This is a genomic window from Cupriavidus sp. FW306-01-F10A (assembly GCF_058782785.1).
This window is the reverse complement of sequence record NZ_JBYSYA010000001.1, coordinates 249,447-271,799: the sequence shown is the minus strand read 5'-3', so window position 1 is coordinate 271,799 and position 22,353 is coordinate 249,447. Positions and strand designations below refer to the sequence as shown.

The 22,353-nt window shown below is 68.7% G+C and carries 22 protein-coding genes; 15 read left to right on the top strand and 7 right to left on the bottom strand.

From position 1 onward, the window contains the following. Positions 1 to 171 precede the first annotated feature (171 nt). The 3 genes from mdeB to AC3WLF_RS01290 form a co-directional block, all read right to left on the bottom strand. The gene (mdeB, locus tag AC3WLF_RS01300) at positions 172 to 2,868 is read right to left on the bottom strand and encodes an alpha-ketoglutarate dehydrogenase (protein ID WP_492317087.1); all 2,697 of its coding nucleotides are present in this window, start codon (positions 2,866 to 2,868) and stop codon (positions 172 to 174) included. Positions 2,869 to 3,033: 165 nt separating this feature from the next. Beyond that, positions 3,034 to 3,513 (bottom strand): Lrp/AsnC family transcriptional regulator, encoded by a 480-nt coding sequence (locus tag AC3WLF_RS01295; protein WP_010809356.1) that lies wholly within the window; start codon positions 3,511 to 3,513, stop codon positions 3,034 to 3,036. Between the two features lie 168 nt (positions 3,514 to 3,681). Beyond that, positions 3,682 to 4,614, bottom strand: coding sequence for a LysR family transcriptional regulator (locus AC3WLF_RS01290; protein WP_492357681.1), 933 nt, complete (start codon positions 4,612 to 4,614; stop codon positions 3,682 to 3,684). A 166-nt stretch (positions 4,615 to 4,780) separates the two neighbouring features. Here AC3WLF_RS01290 and AC3WLF_RS01285 point away from each other — a divergent pair, with 166 nt between their 5' ends. The 6 genes from AC3WLF_RS01285 to AC3WLF_RS01260 all read left to right on the top strand — a co-directional run bounded on the left by AC3WLF_RS01285 (position 4,781) and on the right by AC3WLF_RS01260 (position 9,471). After that, on the top strand, positions 4,781 to 5,545 hold the full coding sequence (locus tag AC3WLF_RS01285; RefSeq protein WP_492317089.1) for an SDR family oxidoreductase: 765 nt from the start codon (positions 4,781 to 4,783) through the stop codon (positions 5,543 to 5,545). A 128-nt stretch (positions 5,546 to 5,673) separates the two neighbouring features. Then, positions 5,674 to 6,528, top strand: coding sequence for a phosphonate ABC transporter ATP-binding protein (gene phnC, locus AC3WLF_RS01280; protein WP_492317090.1), 855 nt, complete (start codon positions 5,674 to 5,676; stop codon positions 6,526 to 6,528). Positions 6,529 to 6,583: 55 nt separating this feature from the next. Then, entirely contained in the window at positions 6,584 to 7,576 is a 993-nt protein-coding gene (gene phnD, locus AC3WLF_RS01275) for a phosphonate ABC transporter substrate-binding protein (RefSeq protein ID WP_492317091.1), read from the top strand. Positions 7,577 to 7,656: 80 nt separating this feature from the next. Further along, complete coding sequence (gene phnE, locus AC3WLF_RS01270; RefSeq protein ID WP_013952925.1) at positions 7,657 to 8,469, top strand: phosphonate ABC transporter, permease protein PhnE; 813 nt, start codon at positions 7,657 to 7,659, stop codon at positions 8,467 to 8,469. 4 nt (positions 8,470 to 8,473) lie between these two features. Then, positions 8,474 to 9,010: a phosphonate degradation HD-domain oxygenase gene (locus tag AC3WLF_RS01265; RefSeq protein WP_010809362.1), complete on the top strand. Its 537-nt coding sequence runs from the start codon at positions 8,474 to 8,476 to the stop codon at positions 9,008 to 9,010. Next, positions 9,007 to 9,471 (top strand): GNAT family N-acetyltransferase, encoded by a 465-nt coding sequence (locus tag AC3WLF_RS01260; RefSeq protein ID WP_492317092.1) that lies wholly within the window; start codon positions 9,007 to 9,009, stop codon positions 9,469 to 9,471. The genes AC3WLF_RS01265 and AC3WLF_RS01260 overlap by 4 nt, the downstream gene beginning before the upstream one ends. 41 nt (positions 9,472 to 9,512) lie before the next feature. On the opposite strand, the gene phnN is transcribed toward AC3WLF_RS01260, so the two are convergent. From phnN to phnF, 3 genes are all read right to left on the bottom strand, one after another. Continuing rightward, positions 9,513 to 10,103, bottom strand: coding sequence for a phosphonate metabolism protein/1,5-bisphosphokinase (PRPP-forming) PhnN (gene phnN / locus AC3WLF_RS01255; RefSeq protein ID WP_492352761.1), 591 nt, complete (start codon positions 10,101 to 10,103; stop codon positions 9,513 to 9,515). Further along, positions 10,100 to 10,825, bottom strand: coding sequence for a DUF1045 domain-containing protein (locus tag AC3WLF_RS01250; protein ID WP_492317094.1), 726 nt, complete (start codon positions 10,823 to 10,825; stop codon positions 10,100 to 10,102). Before AC3WLF_RS01250 ends, phnN begins: the two co-directional genes overlap by 4 nt. Positions 10,826 to 10,955: 130 nt before the next feature. Continuing rightward, entirely contained in the window at positions 10,956 to 11,690 is a 735-nt protein-coding gene (phnF, locus tag AC3WLF_RS01245) for a phosphonate metabolism transcriptional regulator PhnF (RefSeq protein WP_492352760.1), read from the bottom strand. 179 nt (positions 11,691 to 11,869) lie between these two features. Here phnF and phnG point away from each other — a divergent pair, with 179 nt between their 5' ends. The 7 genes from phnG to AC3WLF_RS01210 are packed head-to-tail and all read left to right on the top strand — an operon-like array spanning position 11,870 to position 17,748. Further along, a complete protein-coding gene (gene phnG, locus AC3WLF_RS01240; protein ID WP_492357680.1) occupies positions 11,870 to 12,355 on the top strand; it encodes a phosphonate C-P lyase system protein PhnG in 486 nt (161 codons plus the stop codon). A 1-nt stretch (position 12,356) separates the two neighbouring features. Further along, on the top strand, positions 12,357 to 12,974 hold the full coding sequence (gene phnH, locus AC3WLF_RS01235) for a phosphonate C-P lyase system protein PhnH (RefSeq protein ID WP_492317097.1): 618 nt from the start codon (positions 12,357 to 12,359) through the stop codon (positions 12,972 to 12,974). A 1-nt stretch (position 12,975) separates the two neighbouring features. Beyond that, positions 12,976 to 14,100: a carbon-phosphorus lyase complex subunit gene (locus tag AC3WLF_RS01230; RefSeq protein WP_492317098.1), complete on the top strand. Its 1,125-nt coding sequence runs from the start codon at positions 12,976 to 12,978 to the stop codon at positions 14,098 to 14,100. Next, positions 14,097 to 14,999, top strand: coding sequence for an alpha-D-ribose 1-methylphosphonate 5-phosphate C-P-lyase PhnJ (locus tag AC3WLF_RS01225; RefSeq protein ID WP_492317099.1), 903 nt, complete (start codon positions 14,097 to 14,099; stop codon positions 14,997 to 14,999). The genes AC3WLF_RS01230 and AC3WLF_RS01225 overlap by 4 nt, the downstream gene beginning before the upstream one ends. Then, positions 14,996 to 15,772 carry a phosphonate C-P lyase system protein PhnK gene (phnK, locus tag AC3WLF_RS01220; RefSeq protein WP_492352759.1) on the top strand — a complete coding sequence of 259 codons (777 nt, stop codon included), beginning with the start codon at positions 14,996 to 14,998 and terminating at the stop codon, positions 15,770 to 15,772. Before AC3WLF_RS01225 ends, phnK begins: the two co-directional genes overlap by 4 nt. A gap of 5 nt (positions 15,773 to 15,777) precedes the next feature. Beyond that, positions 15,778 to 16,506: a phosphonate C-P lyase system protein PhnL gene (phnL, locus tag AC3WLF_RS01215; protein ID WP_492357679.1), complete on the top strand. Its 729-nt coding sequence runs from the start codon at positions 15,778 to 15,780 to the stop codon at positions 16,504 to 16,506. A gap of 24 nt (positions 16,507 to 16,530) precedes the next feature. Continuing rightward, a complete protein-coding gene (locus AC3WLF_RS01210) occupies positions 16,531 to 17,748 on the top strand; it encodes an alpha-D-ribose 1-methylphosphonate 5-triphosphate diphosphatase (protein ID WP_492317102.1) in 1,218 nt (405 codons plus the stop codon). Positions 17,749 to 17,934: 186 nt separating this feature from the next. Here the strand turns inward: AC3WLF_RS01210 and AC3WLF_RS01205 are convergent, their stop codons facing one another. Further along, positions 17,935 to 18,771 (bottom strand): IclR family transcriptional regulator, encoded by an 837-nt coding sequence (locus AC3WLF_RS01205; RefSeq protein ID WP_011617123.1) that lies wholly within the window; start codon positions 18,769 to 18,771, stop codon positions 17,935 to 17,937. Positions 18,772 to 18,952: 181 nt separating this feature from the next. Between AC3WLF_RS01205 and AC3WLF_RS01200 the strand changes: the two genes are divergently transcribed. Both AC3WLF_RS01200 and AC3WLF_RS01195 read left to right on the top strand, forming a co-directional pair. Beyond that, positions 18,953 to 19,939: a Bug family tripartite tricarboxylate transporter substrate binding protein gene (locus tag AC3WLF_RS01200; RefSeq protein WP_492317103.1), complete on the top strand. Its 987-nt coding sequence runs from the start codon at positions 18,953 to 18,955 to the stop codon at positions 19,937 to 19,939. 71 nt (positions 19,940 to 20,010) lie between these two features. Next, positions 20,011 to 22,353, top strand: a complete 2,343-nt coding sequence (locus AC3WLF_RS01195) for a cytochrome P450/oxidoreductase (protein ID WP_492317104.1) — start codon at positions 20,011 to 20,013, stop codon at positions 22,351 to 22,353.

The window sequence follows — 22,353 nt, the reverse complement described above, 5'->3', positions numbered from 1 at the left end:
CTTGGCGATCATGCTGGGGGGCGGCGCCGGACCATGGCGGTGCGCGCCCGTGGTGGCATGGGCGCGCAACTGGAGCGGCTGCAGAAGGGCAAAGCTTAACAGCCGCAGCCGGAGCATGTGGAGTCCCGCACCGAATCGCCCCGCCGGGCCTGCAGGGCGAAGCGGGCGATATCAGAGCGCGGACGGCGCAGGCTTTTCCGTGTCGATGCCGTAGCGCGTGATCGCCTCGGCCACCACCGAGGCCGGCACCGCGCCCTGCACCGCGAGCGCGCGCAGCGCCGCCACGCAGACATAGGCGCGATCGACCTCGAAGAAGCGGCGCAGCGACGGCCGGTTGTCACTGCGGCCATAGCCGTCGGTGCCCAGGACCGTGAAGGGAGCCGGCACATAGGGCGCAATCAGTTGCGGGTAGGCGCGCACGTAGTCGGTGGCCGCCACCACCGGGGCGTCGCCGGCCAGCAGCGCTTCCACATGGCTGGGGGCGATGCTGTCCTGCGGATGATGCAGGCGCTGGCGCACGGTCTCGCGCGCCTCGCGCTCCAGCTCGGAGAAGCTGGTGACGCTGAACACCTCGCTGTCGACCTGCCAGTCCTCGGCCAGCATCCGCGCCGCGGCTTCCACCTCGCGCAGGATGGTGCCGCTGCCGAGCAGCCGCACCCTGGCGCGCCCGCCGCCTTCCACCTGCGCAAGCCGGTACATGCCGCGCACGATGTCGCGCTCCACGCCCGCCGGCATCGACGGCTGGGCGTAGTTCTCGTTCATCACGGTCAGGTAGTAGAACACGTCCTCCTGGCGCTCCATCATCGCGCGCATGCCCGCGTCGACGATCACTGCCAGTTCATAGGCATAGGCCGGGTCATAGGCGCGGCAGTTGGGGATGGTGGCGGCAATGATGTGGCTGGTGCCGTCCTGGTGCTGCAGCCCTTCGCCGGAGAGCGTGGTGCGGCCGGCCGTCGCGCCCACCAGGAAGCCGCGCGCACGCTGGTCGCCGGCGGCCCAGATCAGGTCGCCGATGCGCTGGAAGCCGAACATCGAGTAGTAGATATAGAGCGGCAGCATGGCCGTGCCATGGTTGCTGTAGGCGGTGCCCGCGGCAATCCACGACGACATCGCACCGGCCTCGGTGATGCCCTCTTCCAGGATCTGGCCGCGGATGTCCTCGCGGTAGTACAGCATCGAGCCGGCGTCCTCGGGCTCGTACAGCTGGCCCTGCGATGAATAGATCCCGACCTGGCGGAACAGGCTGGCCATGCCGAAGGTGCGCGCCTCGTCGGCGACGATGGGCACCACGCGCGGGCCGAGCGTCTTGTCCTTGAGCAGGCCGGTCAGCATGCGCACCATCGCCATGGTGGTCGACATTTCCTTCTGGCCGGCGTCCACCGCGAACTGGCCGTATTGCGCCAGCGGCGGCACCGCCACGGCGTCGGCCTGGCGCCGGCGCGCCGGCAGGTAGCCGCCCAGCGCCTGGCGGCGTTTGCGCAGGTAGCGCAGCTCAGCGCTGTCCTCGGCCGGGCGATAGAAGCGCATCGATTCCAGGTCCTCGTCGGACAGCTCCAGGCCGAAGCGGCTGCGGAATGCCTTCAGCGCCTCGATGTCGAGCTTCTTCTGCTGGTGCGTGGTGTTCTGCGCCTGGCCGGCATTGCCCATGCCATAGCCCTTGATGGTCTTGGCCAGGATCACCGTGGGCTGGCCCTTGTGCGCGCGTGCCGCGGCAAAGGCCGCATGGAGCTTGCGCAGGTCATGCCCGCCGCGGTTCAGCGCCGCCACCTCATCCGGCGTCATATGCGCGACCAGCGCCTTCAGCGCTTCGTTCTGGCCGAAGAAATGCTCGCGCCCGTAGTGGCCGTCCTTGGCCTTGTAGGTCTGGAACTGGCCGTCCATGGTCGAGGCGAAGGCGCGCAGCAACGCGCCGGAGTGATCGCGCGCGAAGATCGGGTCCCAGGCGCTGCCCCACAGCACCTTGATCACGTTCCAGCCCGCGCCGCGGAACAGCGCTTCCAGCTCCTGCACGATCTGGCCATTGCCGCGCACCGGACCGTCCAGGCGCTGCAGGTTGCAGTTGATGACAAAGGTCAGGTTGTCGAGCTTCTCGCGCGCTGCCAGCGGCAGTGCGGCGATCGATTCGGGCTCGTCCATCTCGCCGTCGCCGAACACGCCCCACACGTGCCGGCCCGAAGTGGCCTGCAGCCCCCGGTGCTCCAGGTATCGCATGAAGCGCGCCTGGTAGACCGACTGGATCGGGCCCAGCCCCATCGAGCCGGTCGGGAATTGCCAGAAGTCCGGCATCAGCCAGGGGTGCGGGTACGAGCACAGGCCCTGCCCGCCCGCCTCGCGGCGGAAGTTGTCGAGCTGGGCTTCGGACAGGCGCCCTTCCAGGAAGGCGCGCGCGTACACGCCCGGGGCCGAGTGCGGCTGGAAGTAGACCAGGTCGCCGCCGTTGCCGGCATCGGCGCCCTGGAAGAAGTGGTTGAAGCCGACCTCGAACAGGTCCGCCGCCGAGGCATAGCTGGAGATATGCCCGCCCAGCTCACCGTAGGCCTGGTTGGCGCGCACCACCATGGCAAGGGCATTCCAGCGCACGATGCCGGTGATGCGCTCTTCCATCGCCAGATCCCCCGGATAAGGCGGCTGGCGCTCGACCGGGATGGTGTTCAGGTAAGGCGTGTTGCTCTGCGCCGTGGTCGACACACCCAGCGCGGGGGCGGCATCGAGCAGCCGGCCGAGCAGGAAGCGCGCGCGCTCCTGCCCGCATTGCGCCACCACTGCCTCCAGCGCGTCCAGCCATTCGCGCGTCTCCTGCGGATCGTCGTCACCGCCGGGCGTGGCCTGGGCGAGCAGGCGGGCGTGTGGGGAGGCAAGGTCGGTCATGGGGAAGTCTCCAATGGGTTTTGTCCCATTCTATGGAGTGCCCTCCCGCATGAGGTGCTGAAGTTGACTGCCTATCCGGCAGGTGGCAGCACAATCCACTGCCGCTCACCATAAAAACCACTCGAAAATGCCGAGGCTGCGGCATATCCCACGCCGAACGCCAGGCTAGCGAGGATTGCGCAGCGGCAAGGCTGTGTCGTACATCACTTGCTTGAGTGCGAAGCTGCTGCGGATGTTGGCGACGCCGGGGATGCGCGTGATCTCGTCGACGATCAGCCGCTCCACGGCCTGGACGTCGGCCACCACGGCGCGGATCAGGTAGTCGGCGTCGCCCGTCATCAAGTAGCACTCCATCACGTTGGGCAGCGCGCGCACGGCGCGTTCGAAGGCATCCAGCCCCTCGCGCGCCTGCCGCTCCAGCGACACGTGGATAAAGACGTTGACGTTGAGGCCAAGCTTCTGCGGATCGAGCAGCGTCACGCGCTGCCGGATGATCCCGCGCTGCTCCAGCGCGCGCACGCGCGCCAGGCAGGGCGACGGCGAGAGGTTGACGCGCGCGGCCAGCTCGACGTTGGTCAGGCTGGCGTCGCGCTGCAACGCCTCGAGGATCCGGATATTGATTTCATCCAGTTCGGGTTCCTGCATGGGGTTCCTGTATGGCCGGCTCGATGTGAAGTGCATGGCGCCCTGCCTCCTTGCGGAAACGGGGCGCCGGGCACAGCACTAGAATACAGGCCGCGCGGCGCGGGCGGCAATCCTCCAGGCTTGCAGGGCTGCCACATGGCGATCGTGGAATCCGGCCAGCAGCCGGCATCAGGTTCCCGCGCCCTCCCCGCGTGCCTGCGCCCATGCGTCCCAGTACGGCGGACTGCCGATGGCCGTGCGCACGCACTCCGCAAACGCGCGCAGCCGCGCCGACACCCGCCGGCCTTCCGGGTGGGCGATATAGATGGATTCCGGCTCGGCCCGCAGGCCGACCTCGATCACGGCCAGCGCCCCCTGCCGGATGGCATCACCGGCAATAAAGGTCGGCAACAACGCGATACCGACCCCCGCGATGGCGGCATCGCGCATCATGTCGCCGTTGTTGACGCGCAGCGCAACGGCGGCACGGGCGATTTCGGTGCCGTCGGGGCCGTGCAGGCGCCAGTCAGCCGCGCCGCGGTTGGCGTAGAAGATGCCACGGTGCTGCTGCAGCTCCGCCAGCGTTGCCGGCGTGCCCATCTGCGCCAGGTAATCCGGGGATGCGACCAGGAGGCGGTGGCTGGGGGCAAGCTCCCATGCCACCAGGCGCGAGCTCTCCAGCGGGCCGTGCCGCACCACGGCGTCATAGCTGTCGGTGGCCGCGTCCACGCGGCGGTCGTCCAGGTCCAGGCTCAGCTCCAGTTCCGGATGCCGGGCCAGGAACGGATAGATGGCAGGCCCCAGGTGCATCCGGCCAAATGTGACCGGCGCGGAAATCCGCAACGACCCCGCCAGGGTGCCGCGCCGCTCGGCAACATCGGTTGCCGCCGCCTCCACTTCATGCAGGATGCGCGTGGCCCGCTCCAGAAAGGCGGCGCCGTCCTCGGTCAGCGACAGCCGCCGCGTGGTCCGGCGCAGCAGGTTGGCACCAATCGCCTTTTCAAGCTCGGCCAGGCGTTCGCTGACAACGGACTTGGACAAGTTGAGCCGCCTCGCGGCCTCGCTGATGGAGCCTGCCTCCACCACGGCGACAAAGCTGGCGACACCCTCTAGCTTGAACATTGTTCGGCATATCCGGAAAGTTGTTCCGCGGTCTTCAGTCTAGTGCGAACCGCGCGCGGTGCCGATACTGGTTTCACGAGGCAGCGGGACGGTTCCTGCTGCCCTACCCGCAAAACCGGCGCCGGGGACCAGCAAGTTGCCCCGCGCGCCAGACCGGAGATCGATCATGGGACGTTTGTCAGGAAAAGTTGCCATCATTACCGGCGCCAGTGCCGGCATTGGCCGCGCCACGGCCTTGCTGTTTGCCGCCGAGGGCGCCAGGGTGGTAGTCGGTGCGCGCCGCCAGTCCGAACTGGACAGCCTGGTGGCGCAGATCCGTGACGCCGGCGGCGACGCGGTGGCGCTCGCCGGCGATGTGCGGCGCGAGGACTACGCCAGCGCGCTGGTGGCGCTGGCGGTCGAGCGCTATGGCCGCCTGGATATCGCCTTCAACAACGCCGGCACGCTCGGCGAGGGCGGGCCCAGCACCGGGGTTTCGGCGGAGGGCTGGAACGACACCCTTGCCATCAATCTCACCGGCGCATTCCTCGGCGCCAAGCACCAGCTTGCACAGATGCTGAAGGACGGCGGCGGTTCGGTGATCTTCACATCGACCTTCGTTGGCTACACCGTCGCCTTTCCCGGCGTGGCCGCGTATGCGGCAAGCAAGTCCGGCCTGATCGGCCTGACGCAGGCGCTTGCGGCCGAGTATGGGCCGCAGGGCATCCGCGTCAATGCGATCCTGCCGGGCGCCGTGGACACGGACATGTATCGCACCATGAACGACACCGCGGAATCACAGGCGTTCATCACCAACCTGCATGCGCTCAAGCGCGTGGCCACGCCGGAAGAACTGGCGCGCTCGGTGCTGTACCTGGCATCGGACGATTCGGCTTTCGTCACCGGCACGGCGTCGCTGGTGGATGGCGGCGTCTCGATCACGCGCACCTGACCCACCGGCGCCGGCGGCCAGCATGGCCGCCGGCGCTGCCACCCGGTTTCAGCCACCTTCCGCTCAAGTCATCGTTCTGTCATCCGCCCCGGCCAGAATGCGCAGGTCATTCACGTCAGGGAGTCGACATGACGCACGCAATTGAAGTCCGCGGGCTTTCCAAATCGTTCCGCGCGGACCGCAAGGCGCTTGACGATGTCACGCTGCACATCGCGCCAGGCGAGATGGTCGCCCTGCTGGGTGCATCGGGATCGGGCAAGTCCACGCTGTTGCGCCACGTGGCCGGATTCATCACGGGCGATGCCGGCGCCGGCGAAATCCTCGTCAACGGCCGCCATGTGCAGCGCAACGGCCGCCTGGCCCGCAACGTGCGCAAGGTGCGTGGCGAGATCGGGTTTGTGTTCCAGCAGTTCAACCTGGTGGGCCGTCTTCCGGTCATCACCAACGTGCTGGTCGGCATGCTGGCCCGCGTGCCCAGGTGGCGCAGCCTGCTGCGCATCTTCAAGGCCGATGAAGTCCAGGGCGGGCTCGATGCGCTTGCGCAAGTTGGTATAGACGACTATGCGTTTCAACGGGCCTCGACGCTGTCGGGCGGCCAGCAGCAGCGCGCCGCCATCGCCCGCACGCTGGTGCAGAACGCCAGCGTGATCCTGGCCGACGAGCCGATCGCCTCGCTCGACCCGGAATCGTCGCGCCGGGTGATGTCGCTGCTCAGGCAGATCAACCGCACGCGCAAGGTCGCGGTGCTGGTGTCGCTGCACCAGGTGGACGTGGCGATGCGCTACTGCCCCCGCGTGGTGGCGCTGCGCCACGGCAAGGTGGTCTATGACGGCCCCTCAGCCGCGCTCACGCCCGGCATGCTGCGCGATCTCTACGGCACCGAAGCCGACGAGCTGCTGCTCGATTCCGTGCCCGACGAAGACGTATCCACTGCGGCCATGCCGGCACCGGCGATGGTCACGATGAACCTGGCGGCCGCCTGAACGGCCGCCTGTCCAGACCGCTTTATCCCAAAACCGCTTCCCACCGGAGTTGTCCATGCTTCGCAGAACCTTTCTCGCCGTCGTGGCTTCGGGCGTGGTCGCCCTGCCCGCCTTCGCGCAGGATGCCAAGAGCCTGAACATCGGCTTTATCTCGACCGAATCGTCGTCGAACCTGAAGTCCGCCTGGCAGCCGCTGATCGACGATCTCAGCAAGACGCTGGGGGTACCCGTCAAGCCCTTCTTTGCGTCCGACTACGCCGGCATCATCGAGGGCATGCGCTTCAACAAGGTGCAGATCGCCTGGTTCGGCAACAAGTCGGCCATGGAGGCCGTGGACCGTGCCAACGGCGAGGTCTTTGCCTCGGTGATCGACAAGGACGGCAACCCGGGCTACTGGTCGGTGCTGATCGTCAACAAGGACAGCGACCTGAAGAGCGTCGAAGACGTGATCAAGCGCGGCAAGGACCTCAGCTACGGCGCCGGCGACCCCAACTCCACCTCGGGCACGGCCGTGCCGGGCTTCTACCTGTGGACCGCCAACAAGGTCGAGCCCAAGACGCTGTTCAAGGCCGTGCGCATCGGCAACCACGAGACCAACCTGCTGTCGGTGCTGAACAAGCAGGTCGATGTGGCGGTGAACAACACCGAGAACATGGAGCGCTATCGCATCAACACCGGCAAGAACGCCTATGACCAGGTGCGGGTGCTGTGGAAGTCGCCGCTGATCCCGGCCGATCCGATGGTCTATCGCAAGGACCTGCCGCCGGAGGTGAAGAAGAAGATCCAGGCCTTCTTCGTCAACTACGGCAAGGGCGCAGACGCCGCGCGTGAAAAGCAGGTGCTGGCCACCCTGACCTACCAGGGCTTCCGCAGCGCCAGCGATGCGCAGCTGGTGCCGATCCGCCAGATCGAACTGGCCCGCGAGAAGGCGAAGATCGAATCGGACACCACCCTGGCCGCTGCCGACAAGGAAAAGCGGCTGGCCGAGGTGACCCGCCGCCTGGCCGAGCTGGACAAGGCCGCCGGCAACGCCACCAGCACGCAATAAGCCCACCCCGACGAGGCCGGCGGCCCCCCGCCGCCGGCCCCGCATCGCTTTCGTTCCCCCGCTTGATTCCGGATTGCCCCATGACTGTCACCGCCAGGCCCGGCCTGCCTCCCACGCCCCGAAGCAACGTGCGCCCGCCGCGCACTTCCCTTGCCGTGATGCTGACCTGGGCAGTCCTGCTGGCCATGCTCGCCCTGTCCTGGCAGGGGGCCGACATGCGCCCGCTGGACCTGCTGCGCGACTCGGACAATATGGCGAAATTTGCCGCCGATTTCTTCCCGCCCGACTTCCGCGACTGGCGGCACTACCTGGACGAGATGCTCGTCACCGTGCAGATCGCGCTGTGGGGCACCGCCCTGGCCGTGGTGATGGCGGTGCCGCTGGGCCTGCTGTGCTCGGCCAATATCGTCCCGGCGTGGGCCTACCAGCCCGCACGCCGCATCATGGACGCTTGCCGCGCCATCAATGAGATGGTGTTCGCCATGCTGTTCATCGTGGCGGTCGGCCTGGGCCCGTTTGCCGGCGTGCTGGCGATCTGGATCCACACCACCGGCGTGCTGGCCAAGCTGTTCGCCGAAGCCGTCGAGGCCATCGACCCGCGCCCGGTGGAAGGCGTGCGCGCCACCGGCGCCGGCCCGATCGAGGAGATCGTCTACGGCGTGATCCCGCAGGTGCTGCCGCTGTGGCTGTCGTTCGCGCTGTACCGCTTCGAGTCCAACGTGCGCTCGGCCTCGGTGGTGGGCATCGTCGGCGCCGGCGGCATCGGCACCGTGCTGTGGGAGATCATCCGCAGCTTCCAGTACGGGCAGACCTGTGCCGTGATGATCATCATCATCCTGTTCGTCTCGGCCATCGACATCATCTCCGCGCAAATCCGCAAGGTACTGGTCTGACATCATGCTGAACCTGTCCCGCATCGAAACGCTGTTTGCCGACCATGGCAACGCCTGGTACGGCGGCGAAGCCATCAGCCAGACCGCGCACGCGCTGCAATGCGCGCAACTGGCCGAGCAGGCCGGCGAGCCCGAGCCGCTGATCGTCGCGGCCCTGCTCCACGACGTTGGCCACCTGCTGCTGGCCGAAAGCACCACCACCGACATGCGCCACCAGGAGGCCGCAGCCGATGCGCTGGCAGAACTGTTCGGTGACGAAGTGACAGAACCCGTGCGGCTGCACGTAGCGGCCAAGCGCTATCTGTGCGCGGCCGATCCGGCGTACTTCGCCACCTTGTCACCGGCTTCAGCGCAAAGCCTGGCGCTGCAAGGCGGACCGTTCGGCGCCGCACAGGCCGAAGCGTTCACCGCCAGCCGCCACGCCGCTGCCGCGGTGCGGCTGCGCCGCTACGACGACCTGGCCAAGGTGGTCGGCCTGGCCACGCCGCGGCTGGCGCACTACCTGGACATGGCCGCGCGTTGCGCGCGGACTGGCGCATGAACACCATCGCTGAAGCCGTGCTTACCCTGCGTGAAGTGCGCGGTTCCGACGCGGAACTGAGGCACCTGTCCGCGCTGCTGGCCGCGATGGACGATGAAGCGCCGCTGCCGCTGGCCACCATGCGCGAGCGCTACGCGACCATGCGCCGCTATCCGGACTACCGCTGCTACATGATGGTGGACGAGGACGAGGTGCCGCTGGGCACCTTCAGCCTGCTGGTATTTCCCGTGATGGTTCACGACGGGCGTCCCGAGGCGATTGTCGAGGCCGTGGTGGTGACGCCGTCCGCGCGCGGCATGGGCGTCGGCAAGGCGATGATGCGCGAAGCGATGCGCCTGGCCCGCGAGGCCGGGGCGGCCAAGCTGGCGCTGTCGTCCAACGCGCGGCGCCTGCAGGCCCACCAGTTCTATCGCCGGCTCGGGTTCACCGAGCACGGCATCAGTTTCAGCATTGAACTCTGATGGCAAGGCCGTGCCGGAGGCCTCGCTTCGGCACGGGTTTATCAGCTCAACGTTGCGCTATCGGAGGTAGCCCCAACCAGCCGCGCGAACGCTTCCGCCGCGGTTTCCAGGGCGCCGCTATTGTCGAACTCGACCAGGCGGCACCCTGCCGGCACGGTGAAGGCCTGCGTCGCGCGCGCCAGGCGCCGGGCAATCGCTTCTTCCGACTCGCGGCCACGCTGGCGCAGCCGCGTGGCCAGCACCTCCGGCCGCACGCGCACATGCACGGCGCACAGCTTCGGGTAGCGCGCCACGGCTTGCGGCAGGTACTCGCGCGAGCCATTGACGATCACCGTCAGGCCCCTGGCCAGCCACTGCTCGATCTCGATGCCGATGCCGTAATGCAGCCCGTGGCTGTGCCAGTCCAGCGCCAGGCAGCCGAGCGCCTGGCGGCGCCGGAATTCATCCGTGGTCAGCGCAACGGAGGCCTCGTTGGCATCGGCCTCGCGGGTGATATAGCGATGCGCGATGACGATGCGGTGGTCCGGCCCGAGGCGCTCGCGCAGCGCGCGCAGCAGCGAGTCCTTGCCGCTGCCGGACGGCCCCATCAGGTAGAACAGGCCGTGTCCGTCGGCCGCGCCATGTGCGTTCATGCGTCCAGGTACGCCGCGCCGGCGCCGTCGGTGGTGCTGCCGTTGAAACCGTAGTGGCGGGCAACGATAAAGTCGTCGCCCGGCGCCGGCTGCACGAATACGCTGATCCCGTCCACATGAAGCGGCGCCTGCAGCAGCTTGCCGCTCGCGGCCCCCAGGCGCTCGAGGGCGGCGCGCTGGCTGGCAGCGTCAAGCATGCCGGTCAGCGTGATATGGAAGACGAAGGTGCCGAACACATACGGGTAGCCCCATTTGTCGAGCATGCGGCGCTCTTCATCGGTCAACTGGTCCGGTTTGCGCCGGCCGAGTTCTTCGGCCGTGGGCGGCGCGCGGAAGCGCTCGAATGCCAGTACGCACGCATCGGCCAGCGCCTGCATCGGTGGCGATCCGCCATCGGCCAGGCACCACGCCACAAAACCCCGCAGCGCACGCAGCGCCAGCGGTGCGTCGAATGCCTCGCGGCTACGCGCGAAGTCCCGTGCGGCGGCGTCGAGCATCGGCCCGTTGCTGCCCTGCACAAGCCGGAACGGCGGCTTCAGCGTGGCATGCAGGCCGTAGTGCGCCGGGGCCTGGACCCATTCGGCGGGCGGCGCCGTCATGCCCGCCGGCGCGGACAGCGCGGCGCCGGTATCGGCGTCGCGGCCGAGCCACTGGCTGCCAAACGTGCGGAATGGATCTGAGGGCGCCAGGTAGATGGCGTAACGGTGCGCTGGCAAGGTCATGCGGCAAGGTTACCAGCGGCGCCTGACGCCCGGCGGCGGCGACTGTGCTGGTTTTGTGGTCTGGACCGCAGACACCTTAGCGCAGGCAGATGACAGCCGGATGTCTAGACCAATGCCGCGGCGCCCCGCCTCAGTCACCGTCGGAAACCGTCAGCTGCACCCAGTCCCCGGCAAACCGCACCACGCTGTACTGCACCGGCGCCCCGTCGATATCGACGTTCAGCGCCTCAACCTGCAGCACCGGGCGCGTCTTCGGCTGGTTCAGCAGGCGCGCCACCGGGGCGCTGGGCATGGCCGCCGTGATGCGCGACCACTTGCGCGTGTAGTCGGCAATGCCGAAATGCGCGAGCGCGCGCGACACCGATTGCCTGGCGCGCAGCACCTCGTCGATGCCCGGGAAGCGCTTGAGGTCGAAGTAGTGCTCGGCAACGTCGATGGTGCGCTCTTCGGCCTTGCCGATCATCTGCACGTGCAGGATCTCGGCCGTGCGCGCAAGGCCCAGTTGCTTTGCCACTTCCGGCGCGCGCACCACCTGGCTGTCGATGATCTCGGTATGCCCGCGCATGCCCTGCGCGGCCAGGTTTTGCGAGAAGCGCGTGCGGCGCCCGATCGCGTAGTCGATCGCATGCTCCTGCACGAAAGTGCCGCGGCCCTGCTCGATCCGCACCAGGCCGCTCAGCTCCAGCTCGCCCATGGCGCGGCGGATGGTGTGGCGGTTGACCGCGAAGCGCGTGGCCAGTTCAGGCTCAGGGGGCAGCTGCTCGCCGGGCAGGTACAGCTTCTTGCGGATGTCGTCCGCCAGCGCCTCGCCAATCTGGCGCCATACCGCCACGCCGGAACCCCGTTCCACTTCTCGATCAGACATCTCGCGCTGCCCTCTTGTCATCAAGCGTTCACCATTGCCATGCGATTGTGCCTCAACCGCGCCGCCATGGCGGGGTGCCCGAGCAATGCCCCGCCCCCGTCATGAAACGTTCATCTGCCTGTGGTCTAGTAGCTGCGTGTTCAAGCAGTGACATCTAAACGTATAGACGTATAGGGGTGATGATGCAAAGCGAAACCGCGCAGGCCCATGCCGCCCGCGCCGCCTGGCTCCGGATCCTGGCGACGGCGCCCACCGACGCGCTCGACGGCGCTTACCAGCGGCTTGGCCAGGCGCAAGCGCTGCCGGCCTACCGGCTGCTGCGCAAGCCGGAGTCCGGCATGGCCATGGTCCGGGCCCGCGCAGGCGGTACCGGTGCCCAGTTCAACCTGGGGGAAATCACGGTCACGCGCTGCGCGGTCGTGCTCGAAGACGGCGCTGCCGGGGCCGCTGCAGGCGTGGCCTATATCCAGGGCCGCAGCGCCCGCCACGCCGAACAGGCCGCGGTGCTGGACGCGCTGCTGCAGCGCCCGGCCTGGCGCCAGCGCGTGCAGGAGCTCGTGCTGGCGCCGCTGGCAAGCACGCAGGCGCAGCGCGCCGCACACGCAGCGGCCACCGCCGCCCAGACCCGCGTCGAATTCTTCACCATGGTCCGGGGAGAGGACTGAGATGACTGCCATGCAACCGATCCTGTCCACCCCGGCCGCCTCGCTGCTGCCGGGTTTCAACAACCCGGTCGACGACGCCCAGCTGGTCTTCCGCGCCGCGCTGCAGGCGTTTGCCCATCCGGGCCGGCTGCAGACGCTGCCCGTGGCCAGCGGCCTGCCCGACGGCCTGTCGCCCGCGCTGGCCGCGCTGCTGCTGACGCTGGCCGATCCCGATACCCCGGTCTGGCTGCCTGCCGGCGTGCCGGCCGCGGCGCGCGCGTTCCTGCGCTTCCATTGCGGCTGCCCGCTGACCGACGATCTCCGCGCCGCCGCCTTTGTCTGCGTGCCCGCCGGCTATGCCGTGCCGGCACTGGCGGATTGCGCGCAAGGCGACCCGGCCTTCCCCGACCGCTCGGCCACGCTGCTGGTGGAGGTGGCCTCGCTTGCCGCTGGCGACACCCTCACGCTGCGCGGCCCCGGCATCGAAACCACGCAGGTGCTGCGCGTGGCCGGGCTGCCCGCGGACTTCCGCGCCGGCTGGCGCGCCAACAACGCCGGCTTCCCGCTCGGCGTGGACCTGCTGCTGGCCAGCGGCGACCGATTCTGCGCCCTGACGCGCACCACGCTGGTGGAGGACTGACATGTACGTAGCCGTCAAAGGTGGCGAGCGCGCCATCCTCAATTCCTACCGGATGCTCGATGCCTATCGCCGCGGCGATACCGCGGTGCCGGAACTCACGCTGGCGCAGATCCGCGAACAGATGCCGCTGGCGGTGTCGCGCGTGATGGCCGAGGGCTCGCTGTACGATCCGCACCTGGCCGCGCTGGCCCTGAAACAGGCCGCCGGCGACCAGATCGAGGCGATCTTCCTGCTGCGCGCCTATCGCACAACACTGGCGCGCTTTGGCTATACCCAGCCGGTGGATACGGGTTCGATGCGCCTGCAGCGCCGGATCTCGTCCACGTTCAAGGACGTGCCGGGCGGCCAAGTGCTGGGGCCGACCTACGACTACACCCAGCGCCTGCTGGATTTCACGCTCGAAGCCGGCCGCGACCCCGAGCCGCTGCCGCCCTCGCCCGAACCGCTCGCCGCGAGCATGCCGCGCGTGACCGGCCTGCTGGAAGCGGATGAACTGGTCGAAGCCGACCAGATCCCCGCGGGCGACCCCGCGCCGCCCGACCTGACGCGCGAGCCGCTGACCTTCCCCGCCAGCCGCGCCGCGCGCCTGCAGAACCTGGCGCGCGCCGATGAAGGCTTCCTGCTGTCGATGGGCTATTCCACCCAGCGCGGCTACGGCAACTCGCACCCGTTCGCGGCCGAAATCCGCTATGGCGCGGCCGAGGTCGAACTGTTCGTGGAAGAGCTTGGCTTCGCCGTCACCATCGGCGAGATCGAGCTGACCGAATGCCAGATGGTGAGCCAGTTCGCCGGCAATGCCGACGAAGCCCCGCGTTTCACGCGCGGCTACGGGCTGGTGTTCGGCTACAACGAGCGCAAGGCCATGTCGATGGCGCTGGCCGACCGCGCCATGCGCGCCGAAGAACTGGGCGAGGCCGCCGACGCCCCGGCCAACGATATCGAATTCATGCTGTATCACAGCGACAACGTCGAGGCCTCCGGCTTCGTGCAGCACCTGAAGCTGCCCCACTACGTGGACTTCCAGGCCAACCTGGAACTGCTGCGCCGGCTGCGCGCGGAACAGGATGGCGCCGTGACCGCTACCGTGCAGGCGCAACCGCAGCCGCAAGAGGAGACGCTGGCATGACCACCCCCGACACCACCATGGCCACGGGCATTGCCCGCGACGACCACTACAACTTCGGCTACCTGGACGAGTCGACCAAGCGCATGCTGCGCCGCGCGCTGCTCAAGGCCGTGGCGATTCCCGGCTACCAGGTGCCCTTCGGCAGCCGCGAAATGCCGCTGCCCTACGGCTGGGGCACGGGCGGCATCCAGGTGACGGCCGCCATCATCGGCAAGGATGACGTGCTCAAGGTGATCGACCAGGGCTCGGACGACACCACCAACGCCATCAATATCCGCCGCTTCTTCGGCCGCGTCACCGGCGTGCAGACCACCGAGCGCACCGCCGAGGCCAGCATCATCCAGACCCGTCACCGGATTCCGGAAACGCCGTTGCGCGCGGGCCAGACCCTGGTGTTCCAGGTGCCCATCCCCGAGCCGCTGCGCTGGCTGGAGCCGAGCGAGGGCGAGACCCGCACCATGCATGCACTGGCCGAGTACGGCGCAATGCACGTCAAGCTGTATGAGGACATCGCCCATCACGGCCATATCGCCACCACCTACGACTACCCCGTGATCGTCAACCAGCGCTACATGATGCGGCCGTCGCCGATCCCCAAGTTCGACAATCCCAAGCTCGACCGCAGCCCCGCGCTGATGCTGTTCGGCGCCGGGCGCGAGAAGCGCGTCTATGCCGTGCCGCCGTACACCGCGGTCAAGAGCCTGGACTTCGCCGACCATCCCTTCACGGTGGAAAAGTGGTCCAGCTGCTGCGCCCAGTGCGGCGCCACCGACAGCTACCTGGACGAGATCATCACCGACGACGCCGGCACGCGCCTGTTCGTGTGCTCCGACACCGAATACTGCGCCGACCGCCAGGCGGCCCAGGCCGTCAAGGCCGCTGCCGGAGGTGCCCGATGAGCGCCACCCCGCTGCTGTCGGTGCGCGGCCTGACGCGCACCTGGGACGGCCTGCACGGCTGCCATGACGTCAGCTTCGACCTGTACCCGGGCGAGGTGCTGTGCGTGGTGGGCGAATCGGGCTCCGGCAAGAGCACGCTGCTGCAGGCCTTGTCGATGCAGGCGCCGGCACAGCGCGGCAGCGTCAGCTACGACATGCGCGAGTCCGGCCTGACCGACCTGGCCACGCTGTCCAGCGCGCGCTTGCGGCTGCTGGCCCGCACCGACTGGGGCTTCGTACGCCAGCATGCGCGCGACGGCCTGCGCATGCAGGTCAGCGCCGGCGCCAATATCGCCGAGCGCCTGATGGCCGTGGGCGAGCGCCACTACGGCAACCTGCGCGAAGTCGCCGCCACCTGGCTCGAGAAGATGGAGATCGACCTGGCCCGGCTGGACGACGTGCCCGGCACCTTCTCCGGCGGCATGCAGCAGCGTTTGCAGATCGCGCGCAACCTGGTCACGCACCCGCGCCTGGTGTTCATGGACGAGCCCACCGCATCGCTTGACGTGTCGGTGCAGGCCCGCCTGCTAGACCTGCTGCGCCGCCTGGTGGCGGACCTTGGCCTCGCCGCCGTGCTGGTCACGCACGACCTGGCCGTGGCGCGCCTGCTGGCGCACCGCACACTGGTCATGCAAGGCGGCCGCGTGGTGGAGCAAGGCCTGACCGACCAGATCCTCGATGACCCGCAGCACCCGTATACGCAGTTGCTGGTCTCTTCCATCCTGCAGGGCTGACGACGATGCACGCAGAACACCACCCACAGAAACTGGTCGAGGTTCGCGCCCTCGGCAAGATGTTTACGCTGCACAACCAGGGCGGCATCCGCCTGCCGGTGCTGCGCGCGATGGATTTCGATGCCGCCCGCGGCGAATGCCTGGTGCTGTCCGGGCCCTCGGGCACCGGCAAGAGCACGCTGCTGCGCTGCCTGTACGGCAACTACCTGGCCACCGAAGGCAGCATCCGCCTGCGCGATACCAGCGCCGAAGACGAGCCGTGGGTCGAGCTGACCCACGCCCCCGAACAACGCGTGCTGAAGCTGCGCCGCGACGTGATCGGCTATGTCAGCCAGTTCCTGCGCGCGATTCCGCGCGTCGGCGCGCTCGACGTGGTGGCCGATCCGCTGCAGCAGCGCGGCGCCAGCCATGAGGAAGCCCGTGCCCGCGCGGCAGAACTGCTGGCACGGCTGAACCTGCCGCGCCGGCTGTGGGACCTGCCGCCGGCCACCTTCTCCGGCGGCGAGCAGCAGCGCGTGAACATCGCGCGCGGCCTGATCGGCGGCCATCCGATCCTGCTGCTGGACGAGCCCACCGCCTCGCTGGACGCCGACAACCGCGCCGTGGTGGTCGAGCTGATCCGCGAGGCCCTGGCCGAAGGCCGCGCGCTGATCGGCATCTTCCACGATGAAGCCGTGCGCGATGCCGTGGCCACGCGCCTGCTGCCGCTGCAACCCGCTAGCGCCCTCGCCTGATTTGATCCCAGAACGGAGCCGGACATGTCTGCTACCTACCTGACGCACGCCACCCTGGTGCTGCCGGACCGCGTGCTGCACGACAGCGCGCTGCTGATCGAGGATGGCCGCATCGCCGCCATCGAACCGGCACCCGCAGCGGTCCCCGCCCATGCCGCCGTGATCGACCTGCATGGCCACACGGTGATGCCGGGCCTGGTCGACGTGCATTGCGACGCCATCGAGAAGGAAGTCGAACCGCGCGCCAGCGTGCTGTTCCCGCTGGACTTTGCCGTGGCCCAGGTGGACCGCCGCAACGCCGCGGCCGGCATCACCACGCCGTACCACGCGCTGTCGTTCGCGGGCAACCAGTTCGGCGTGCGCAATGTCGACACCGCGGCCACGCTGGTGCGCACCCTGGCCGCGTATCGCCGCCACAGCCTGGTCGACAACCGCATCCATTGCCGCTACGAAGTCACCGATTCCAGCGCCGTGCCGGTGCTGGAAGCGCTGATGGCCGAGGGCGTGGTCGACCTGCTGTCCGTGATGGACCACTCGCCGGGCCAGGGCCAGTTCAAGACCATGGATGCCTACCTGGCCTACATGATGGGCAACCACGGCATGAGCCGCGAGCAAGCCGCCGATGCGGCCGACAAGAAGGCCGCCGCGCTGGAAGGCGCGCATGAGCGCGTCAACCGGCTGGTGGCCGGCGCGCATGCGCTGGGCATCCCCACCGCCAGCCATGACGACGATTCTCCGCAGCGCATCGCCGCCATGCGCGCGCTGGGCGTGCGCATGAGCGAGTTCCCGATCAACCTGGAAACCGCGCAAGCCGCGTGCGCCCAGGCGCTGCCGACCATCCTGGGCGCGCCCAACGTGCTGCGCGGCAAGAGCCAGAGCGGCTCGATGCGCGCCATCGACGCCATTCACGCCGGCGTGGGCACCATCCTGTGCTCGGACTACCAGCCGTCCACGCTGATCGCCGCCGCGTATGCCGCCGCGCGCCTGGCCGACCTGCCGCTGAACCAGGCGCTGGCGCTGGTCACCGCCAATCCGGCCGACGCCTGCCTGCTGGACGACCGCGGGCGCCTGGCGCCGGGGCTGCGCGCGGACGTGATCGCCGTGTCCGGCGTGGCAGGCCAGCCGATGGTCACGCATACCTGGTCTGGCGGGCGGCTGGTGTTTGCGGCGGGGTATCCGTCGGTGCGGCACGTTGGCGATGCCGCCTTGCTGCGCGAAACCGCGCTGCGCGAGGTGGCATAAGGAGGATTGGCCGGGATTCGTAAAATTCCGCTGCGCCTCCGCCAGACTGCTGATTTGAACAGGAAATCGAGCGCAATCTCGATCAGCGCTTGGACGAGCCAGCGCCGGTCAGTCCGGCAACACAGTAGCGCTGGCTACGGCCGTTCGCTGCTGGCCGATGGCGGCTTCACCGGCTGAGCGATCGGATCAGGCCCCGGGGTTGAACCCCAACGCCGTGCTGACCGCGCGCGCCTCGCGCCGCACGGCGCTGCCGATGGGCCCGTCGATGGCGGGATCAAAGCCGCCGGTGGCGCCCAGCGCCGTCAGCACCGCGCAGACGCGCCCGGTGTAGTCGCGCACCGGCGCCGCCACGGCGCTGATGCCGGTCAGGTTGGTGTCGCGCACCCAGGCGCAGTCGTCGGCCTGCACCGCGCGGCGCAGCGCGCCGATGGGGTCTTTGCCATCGAGCAGCGCCAGCCGCGCCGGACTTGCCGCGGCCAGTTCCTCCTCGGCCTGGGCATGCACGCGCTTTTCATCGAGCAGGCCCAGGAACACGCGCCCGGTGGCCGACCACAGCAATGGCATCACCGAGCCCGCGCGCACGTTCACCGTCACCGGCAAACCCGGTTCCTCAAAGCGCATGATGGTCGGCCCCTTGTTGCCCATCACCGCGACAAAGCAGGTCACCTCCAGCGCTTCACGCAGGCGTACCAACGAGGCTTCGGCCAGCCGGATCGGGTCGGCCTGGCGCATCGCCGCCATGCCGATCTGCAGCGCCTCGAAGCCCAGGTGGTATTGCTGCGTGCCCGTCTCCTGCGCCACCAGCCCCTCTTCCACCAGGCTGACCAGGTAGCGGTGCACCTTGGCCGGGCTTTCGTCGATATGCGCGGCCAGCGCGGTCAGGCTGGCGCGTCCGCCCAGCCGGGCCAGTCCCTTGAGCACGGCCATGCCGGTGACCGCCGATTGCACGCGCTGGCGGCGTTCGCGCGTGCGGGGCGCGTCGGCGGGTTCGATCGGAGGTTGGGCAGCTTTCGGTCGGGGCATGGCGGGAAGATCCGGCAAACGGTGAGCGGTCATCACATGGAAGGCGGATCAAGCCATGCGGCCGCCGCAGGACAGTTCAAGGTTAACCCGCATTCAATCATTACGCAATGCGTATATGATTTACGCAAAATAGAAACACCGGTGCCGTACACCGGGCTGACCAACAAGGAGACAAGCCCCCATGCCCCGCCTCAACTTCAAGCGCCTGGCCATTGGCGCGCTGGCCCTGCCGATGCTGGCCGCCGCCCCCGCGCACGCCGCCGACGCCTACCCTGCCAAGCCGATCCGCTGGATCGTCCCCTACGCCGCCGGCGGCGGCTCGGACTTCCTGGCGCGCACCATCGGCCAGGGGCTGTCGGCCAAGGTCGGCCAGCCGGTGGTGGTGGACAACAAGCCGGGCGGCAATACCGCCATCGGCGCGGCCGAGACGGCGCGCTCGGCCGCCGACGGCTATACCGTGCTGTCGGCTGACAACGGCACGCTGGTGTTCAACCCGGTGCTGTACAAATCGCTCTCCTACAACCCTGGCAAGGACCTGGCTCCGGTGACGCTGCTGGGCCGCTTCCCGATGATCCTGGTGGTGGGCGCGACCAGCCCGGTCAAGAGCGCCAAGGAATTCATCGCCCAGACCAAGGCCACCCAGGGCGGCATCAACTACGGCTCGGCCGGCGCGGGCAGCCCGCACCACCTGGCGATGGAGCTGCTGAAGGTGGAAGCCGGCCTGTCGATGACGCATGCCCCCTACCGCGGCGCCGCGCCGGCGCTGTCGGACGTGGCCGCCGGGCAGGTGGTGGCGATGATGGTGGACTACGCCGCCGGCGCCGGCTTTATCAAGGGCGGCAAGGTCCGGCCGCTGGCGGTGGCCAATGCCACCCGGCTGCCGCAGCTGCCCGACGTGCCGACCTTTGCCGAACTGGGCTACCCGCGCGTGGAAGCTGCCGCGCTGGTGGGCATGGTGGTGCCGGCCGGCACGCCGCCGGAGGTGGTCAACACGCTGAACAAGGATGTGGTCGCGGCAATCCGCGAGCCCGCTGTCAACAAGCGGCTGGTGGACTTCGGCGTGGAGCCGGTCGGCAACTCGCCGGCTCAGTTCAGCGAGCTGCTGCGCAGCGAGTCCACCCGCTGGACCAAGCTGATCCGCGACCTGAAGATCACGCTGGACAACTGAGCCCGGCCGCAACACCGAATGGCCGTCCGGCCCTGACCGGACGGCCCTGTTTTTCGCCAGGAGTACGCAGTATGGCCAACCCCTCCCCCAGCGCCGCGCGCAGCGGCTGCCCGATCGACCACAGCGCCTTGACCGCGCCCAACGGCTGCCCGGTCAGCCACAACGCGGCGCAATTCGATCCCTTCGGCGACGGCTACCAGCAGGACCCGCCCGAATACGTGCGCTGGTCGCGCGAGCAGGAGCCGGTGTTCTACAGCCCCAGGCTGGGCTACTGGGTGGTCACGCGCTATCAAGACATCAAGGCGATCTTCCGTGACAACCTGACCTTCAGCCCGTCGATCGCGCTGGAGAAGATCACGCCCACCGGCGACGAGGCCAATGCCGTGCTGGCCTCCTATGGCTATGCCATGAACCGCACGCTGGTCAACGAGGACGAGCCCGCCCACATGCCGCGCCGGCGCGCGCTGATGGCGCCCTTCACGCCCGCGGAACTGGCGCACCATGAGCCACTGGTGCGCCGCCTGGCACGCGAGTATGTCGACCGCTTTATCGACGATGGCCGCGCCGACCTGGTCGACCAGATGCTGTGGGAAGTGCCGCTGACCGTGGCCCTGCATTTCCTGGGCGTGCCCGAAGAGGACATGGACCTGCTGCGCCAGTACTCCATCGCCCATACCGTCAACACCTGGGGCCGGCCAAAGCCGGAGGAACAGGTGGCGGTGGCGCATGCCGTGGGCAACTTCTGGCAGCTGGCGGGCCGCATCCTGGACAAGATGCGCGAGGACCCGTCCGGCCCGGGCTGGATGCAGTACGGCCTGCGCAAGCAGAAAGAACTACCCGATGTCGTCACCGACTCCTACCTGCATTCGATGATGATGGCCGGCATCGTCGCTGCGCACGAGACCACCGCCAATGCCTCGGCCAATGCCATCAAGCTGCTGCTGCAGCATCCGGATGCATGGCGCGAGATCTGCGACGATCCATCGCTGATCCCCAACGCGGTGGAAGAATGCCTGCGCCACAACGGCTCCGTCGCCGCATGGCGGCGGCTGGTGACGCGCGACGCCGAGGTCGGCGGCATCCGCCTGCCGGCGGGCAGCAAGCTGCTGATCGTCACGTCCTCGGCCAACCATGACGAGCGCCATTTTGCCGATGCCGACCTGTTCGACATCCGCCGCGACAACGCCAGCGAGCAGCTGACCTTTGGCTACGGCTCGCACCAGTGCATGGGCAAGAACCTGGCGCGCATGGAGATGCAGGTCTTCCTGGAGGAACTGACACGCCGGCTGCCGCATATGCGCCTGGCCGGGCAGACCTTCACCTACGTGCCCAACACCTCGTTCCGCGGCCCCGAGCACCTGCTGGTGGAATGGAACCCCGCGCAGAACCCCGAGCGCCGCGACCCGGCCCTGCTCGAGGTGCACCAGCCGGTGCGCATCGGCGAGCCGTCCGCGCACACCATCGCCCGCACGGTGGTGGTCGAGCGCGTCACGCCCGCCGCCGACGGCGTGGTCCGGCTGCGGCTGGCGGCGCCTGACGGCAAGCCACTGCCGCGCTGGGCCCCGGGCTCGCATATCGACGTGGAATGCGGCGATACCGGGCTGTCGCGCCAATATTCGCTGTGCGGCGATCCGGACGACGCCGCGGCGCTTGAGATTGCCGTGCTGCGCGACCCCGACAGCCGCGGCGGCTCGGCCTGGGTGCATGGCAGCGTCCAGGCCGGCGACCGCCTGCGCATCCGCGGGCCGCGCAACCACTTCCGCTTCGATGAAAGCTGCGGGCGCGCCATCTTTATCGCCGGCGGTATCGGCATCACGCCGGTCAGCGCGATGGCGCGGCGCGCCCGTGCGCTTGGCATCGACTACGAATTCCACTACTGCGGCCGTTCGCGCCAGGCCATGGCGATGCTGGATGAACTGCAGGCCCTGCACGGTGCACGGCTGCACATCCATGCCAGCGATGAAGGCCAGCGCGCCGACTTCGGCAAGCTGCTGGCGCGGCCGGACCCGCGCACCCAGATCTACGCCTGCGGCCCGCAGCGCATGCTGGATGCGCTGGCCGGGTGCTGCGCGGCGTGGCCGGAAGATGCGCTGCGCGTGGAGCACTTCGTATCGAAGCTGGGCACGCTGGATGCGTCGAAGGAACTGCCGTTCACCGTCGAGCTGAAGGACTCCGGCCTGGTCATGGAAGTCCCGGCCGGCCAGACCCTGCTGAGCGCGCTGCGCGGCGCCAATATCGACGTGCAGAGCGATTGCGAGGAAGGCCTGTGCGGGTCCTGCGAGGTGCGCGTGCTGGCCGGCCAGGTCGACCATCGCGACGTGGTGCTCACGCGCAGCGAGCGCGAGGCCAACCAGCGCATGATGGCGTGCTGCTCGCGCGCCTGCGGCGGCGGCCGCCTGGTGCTGGAGCTCTGA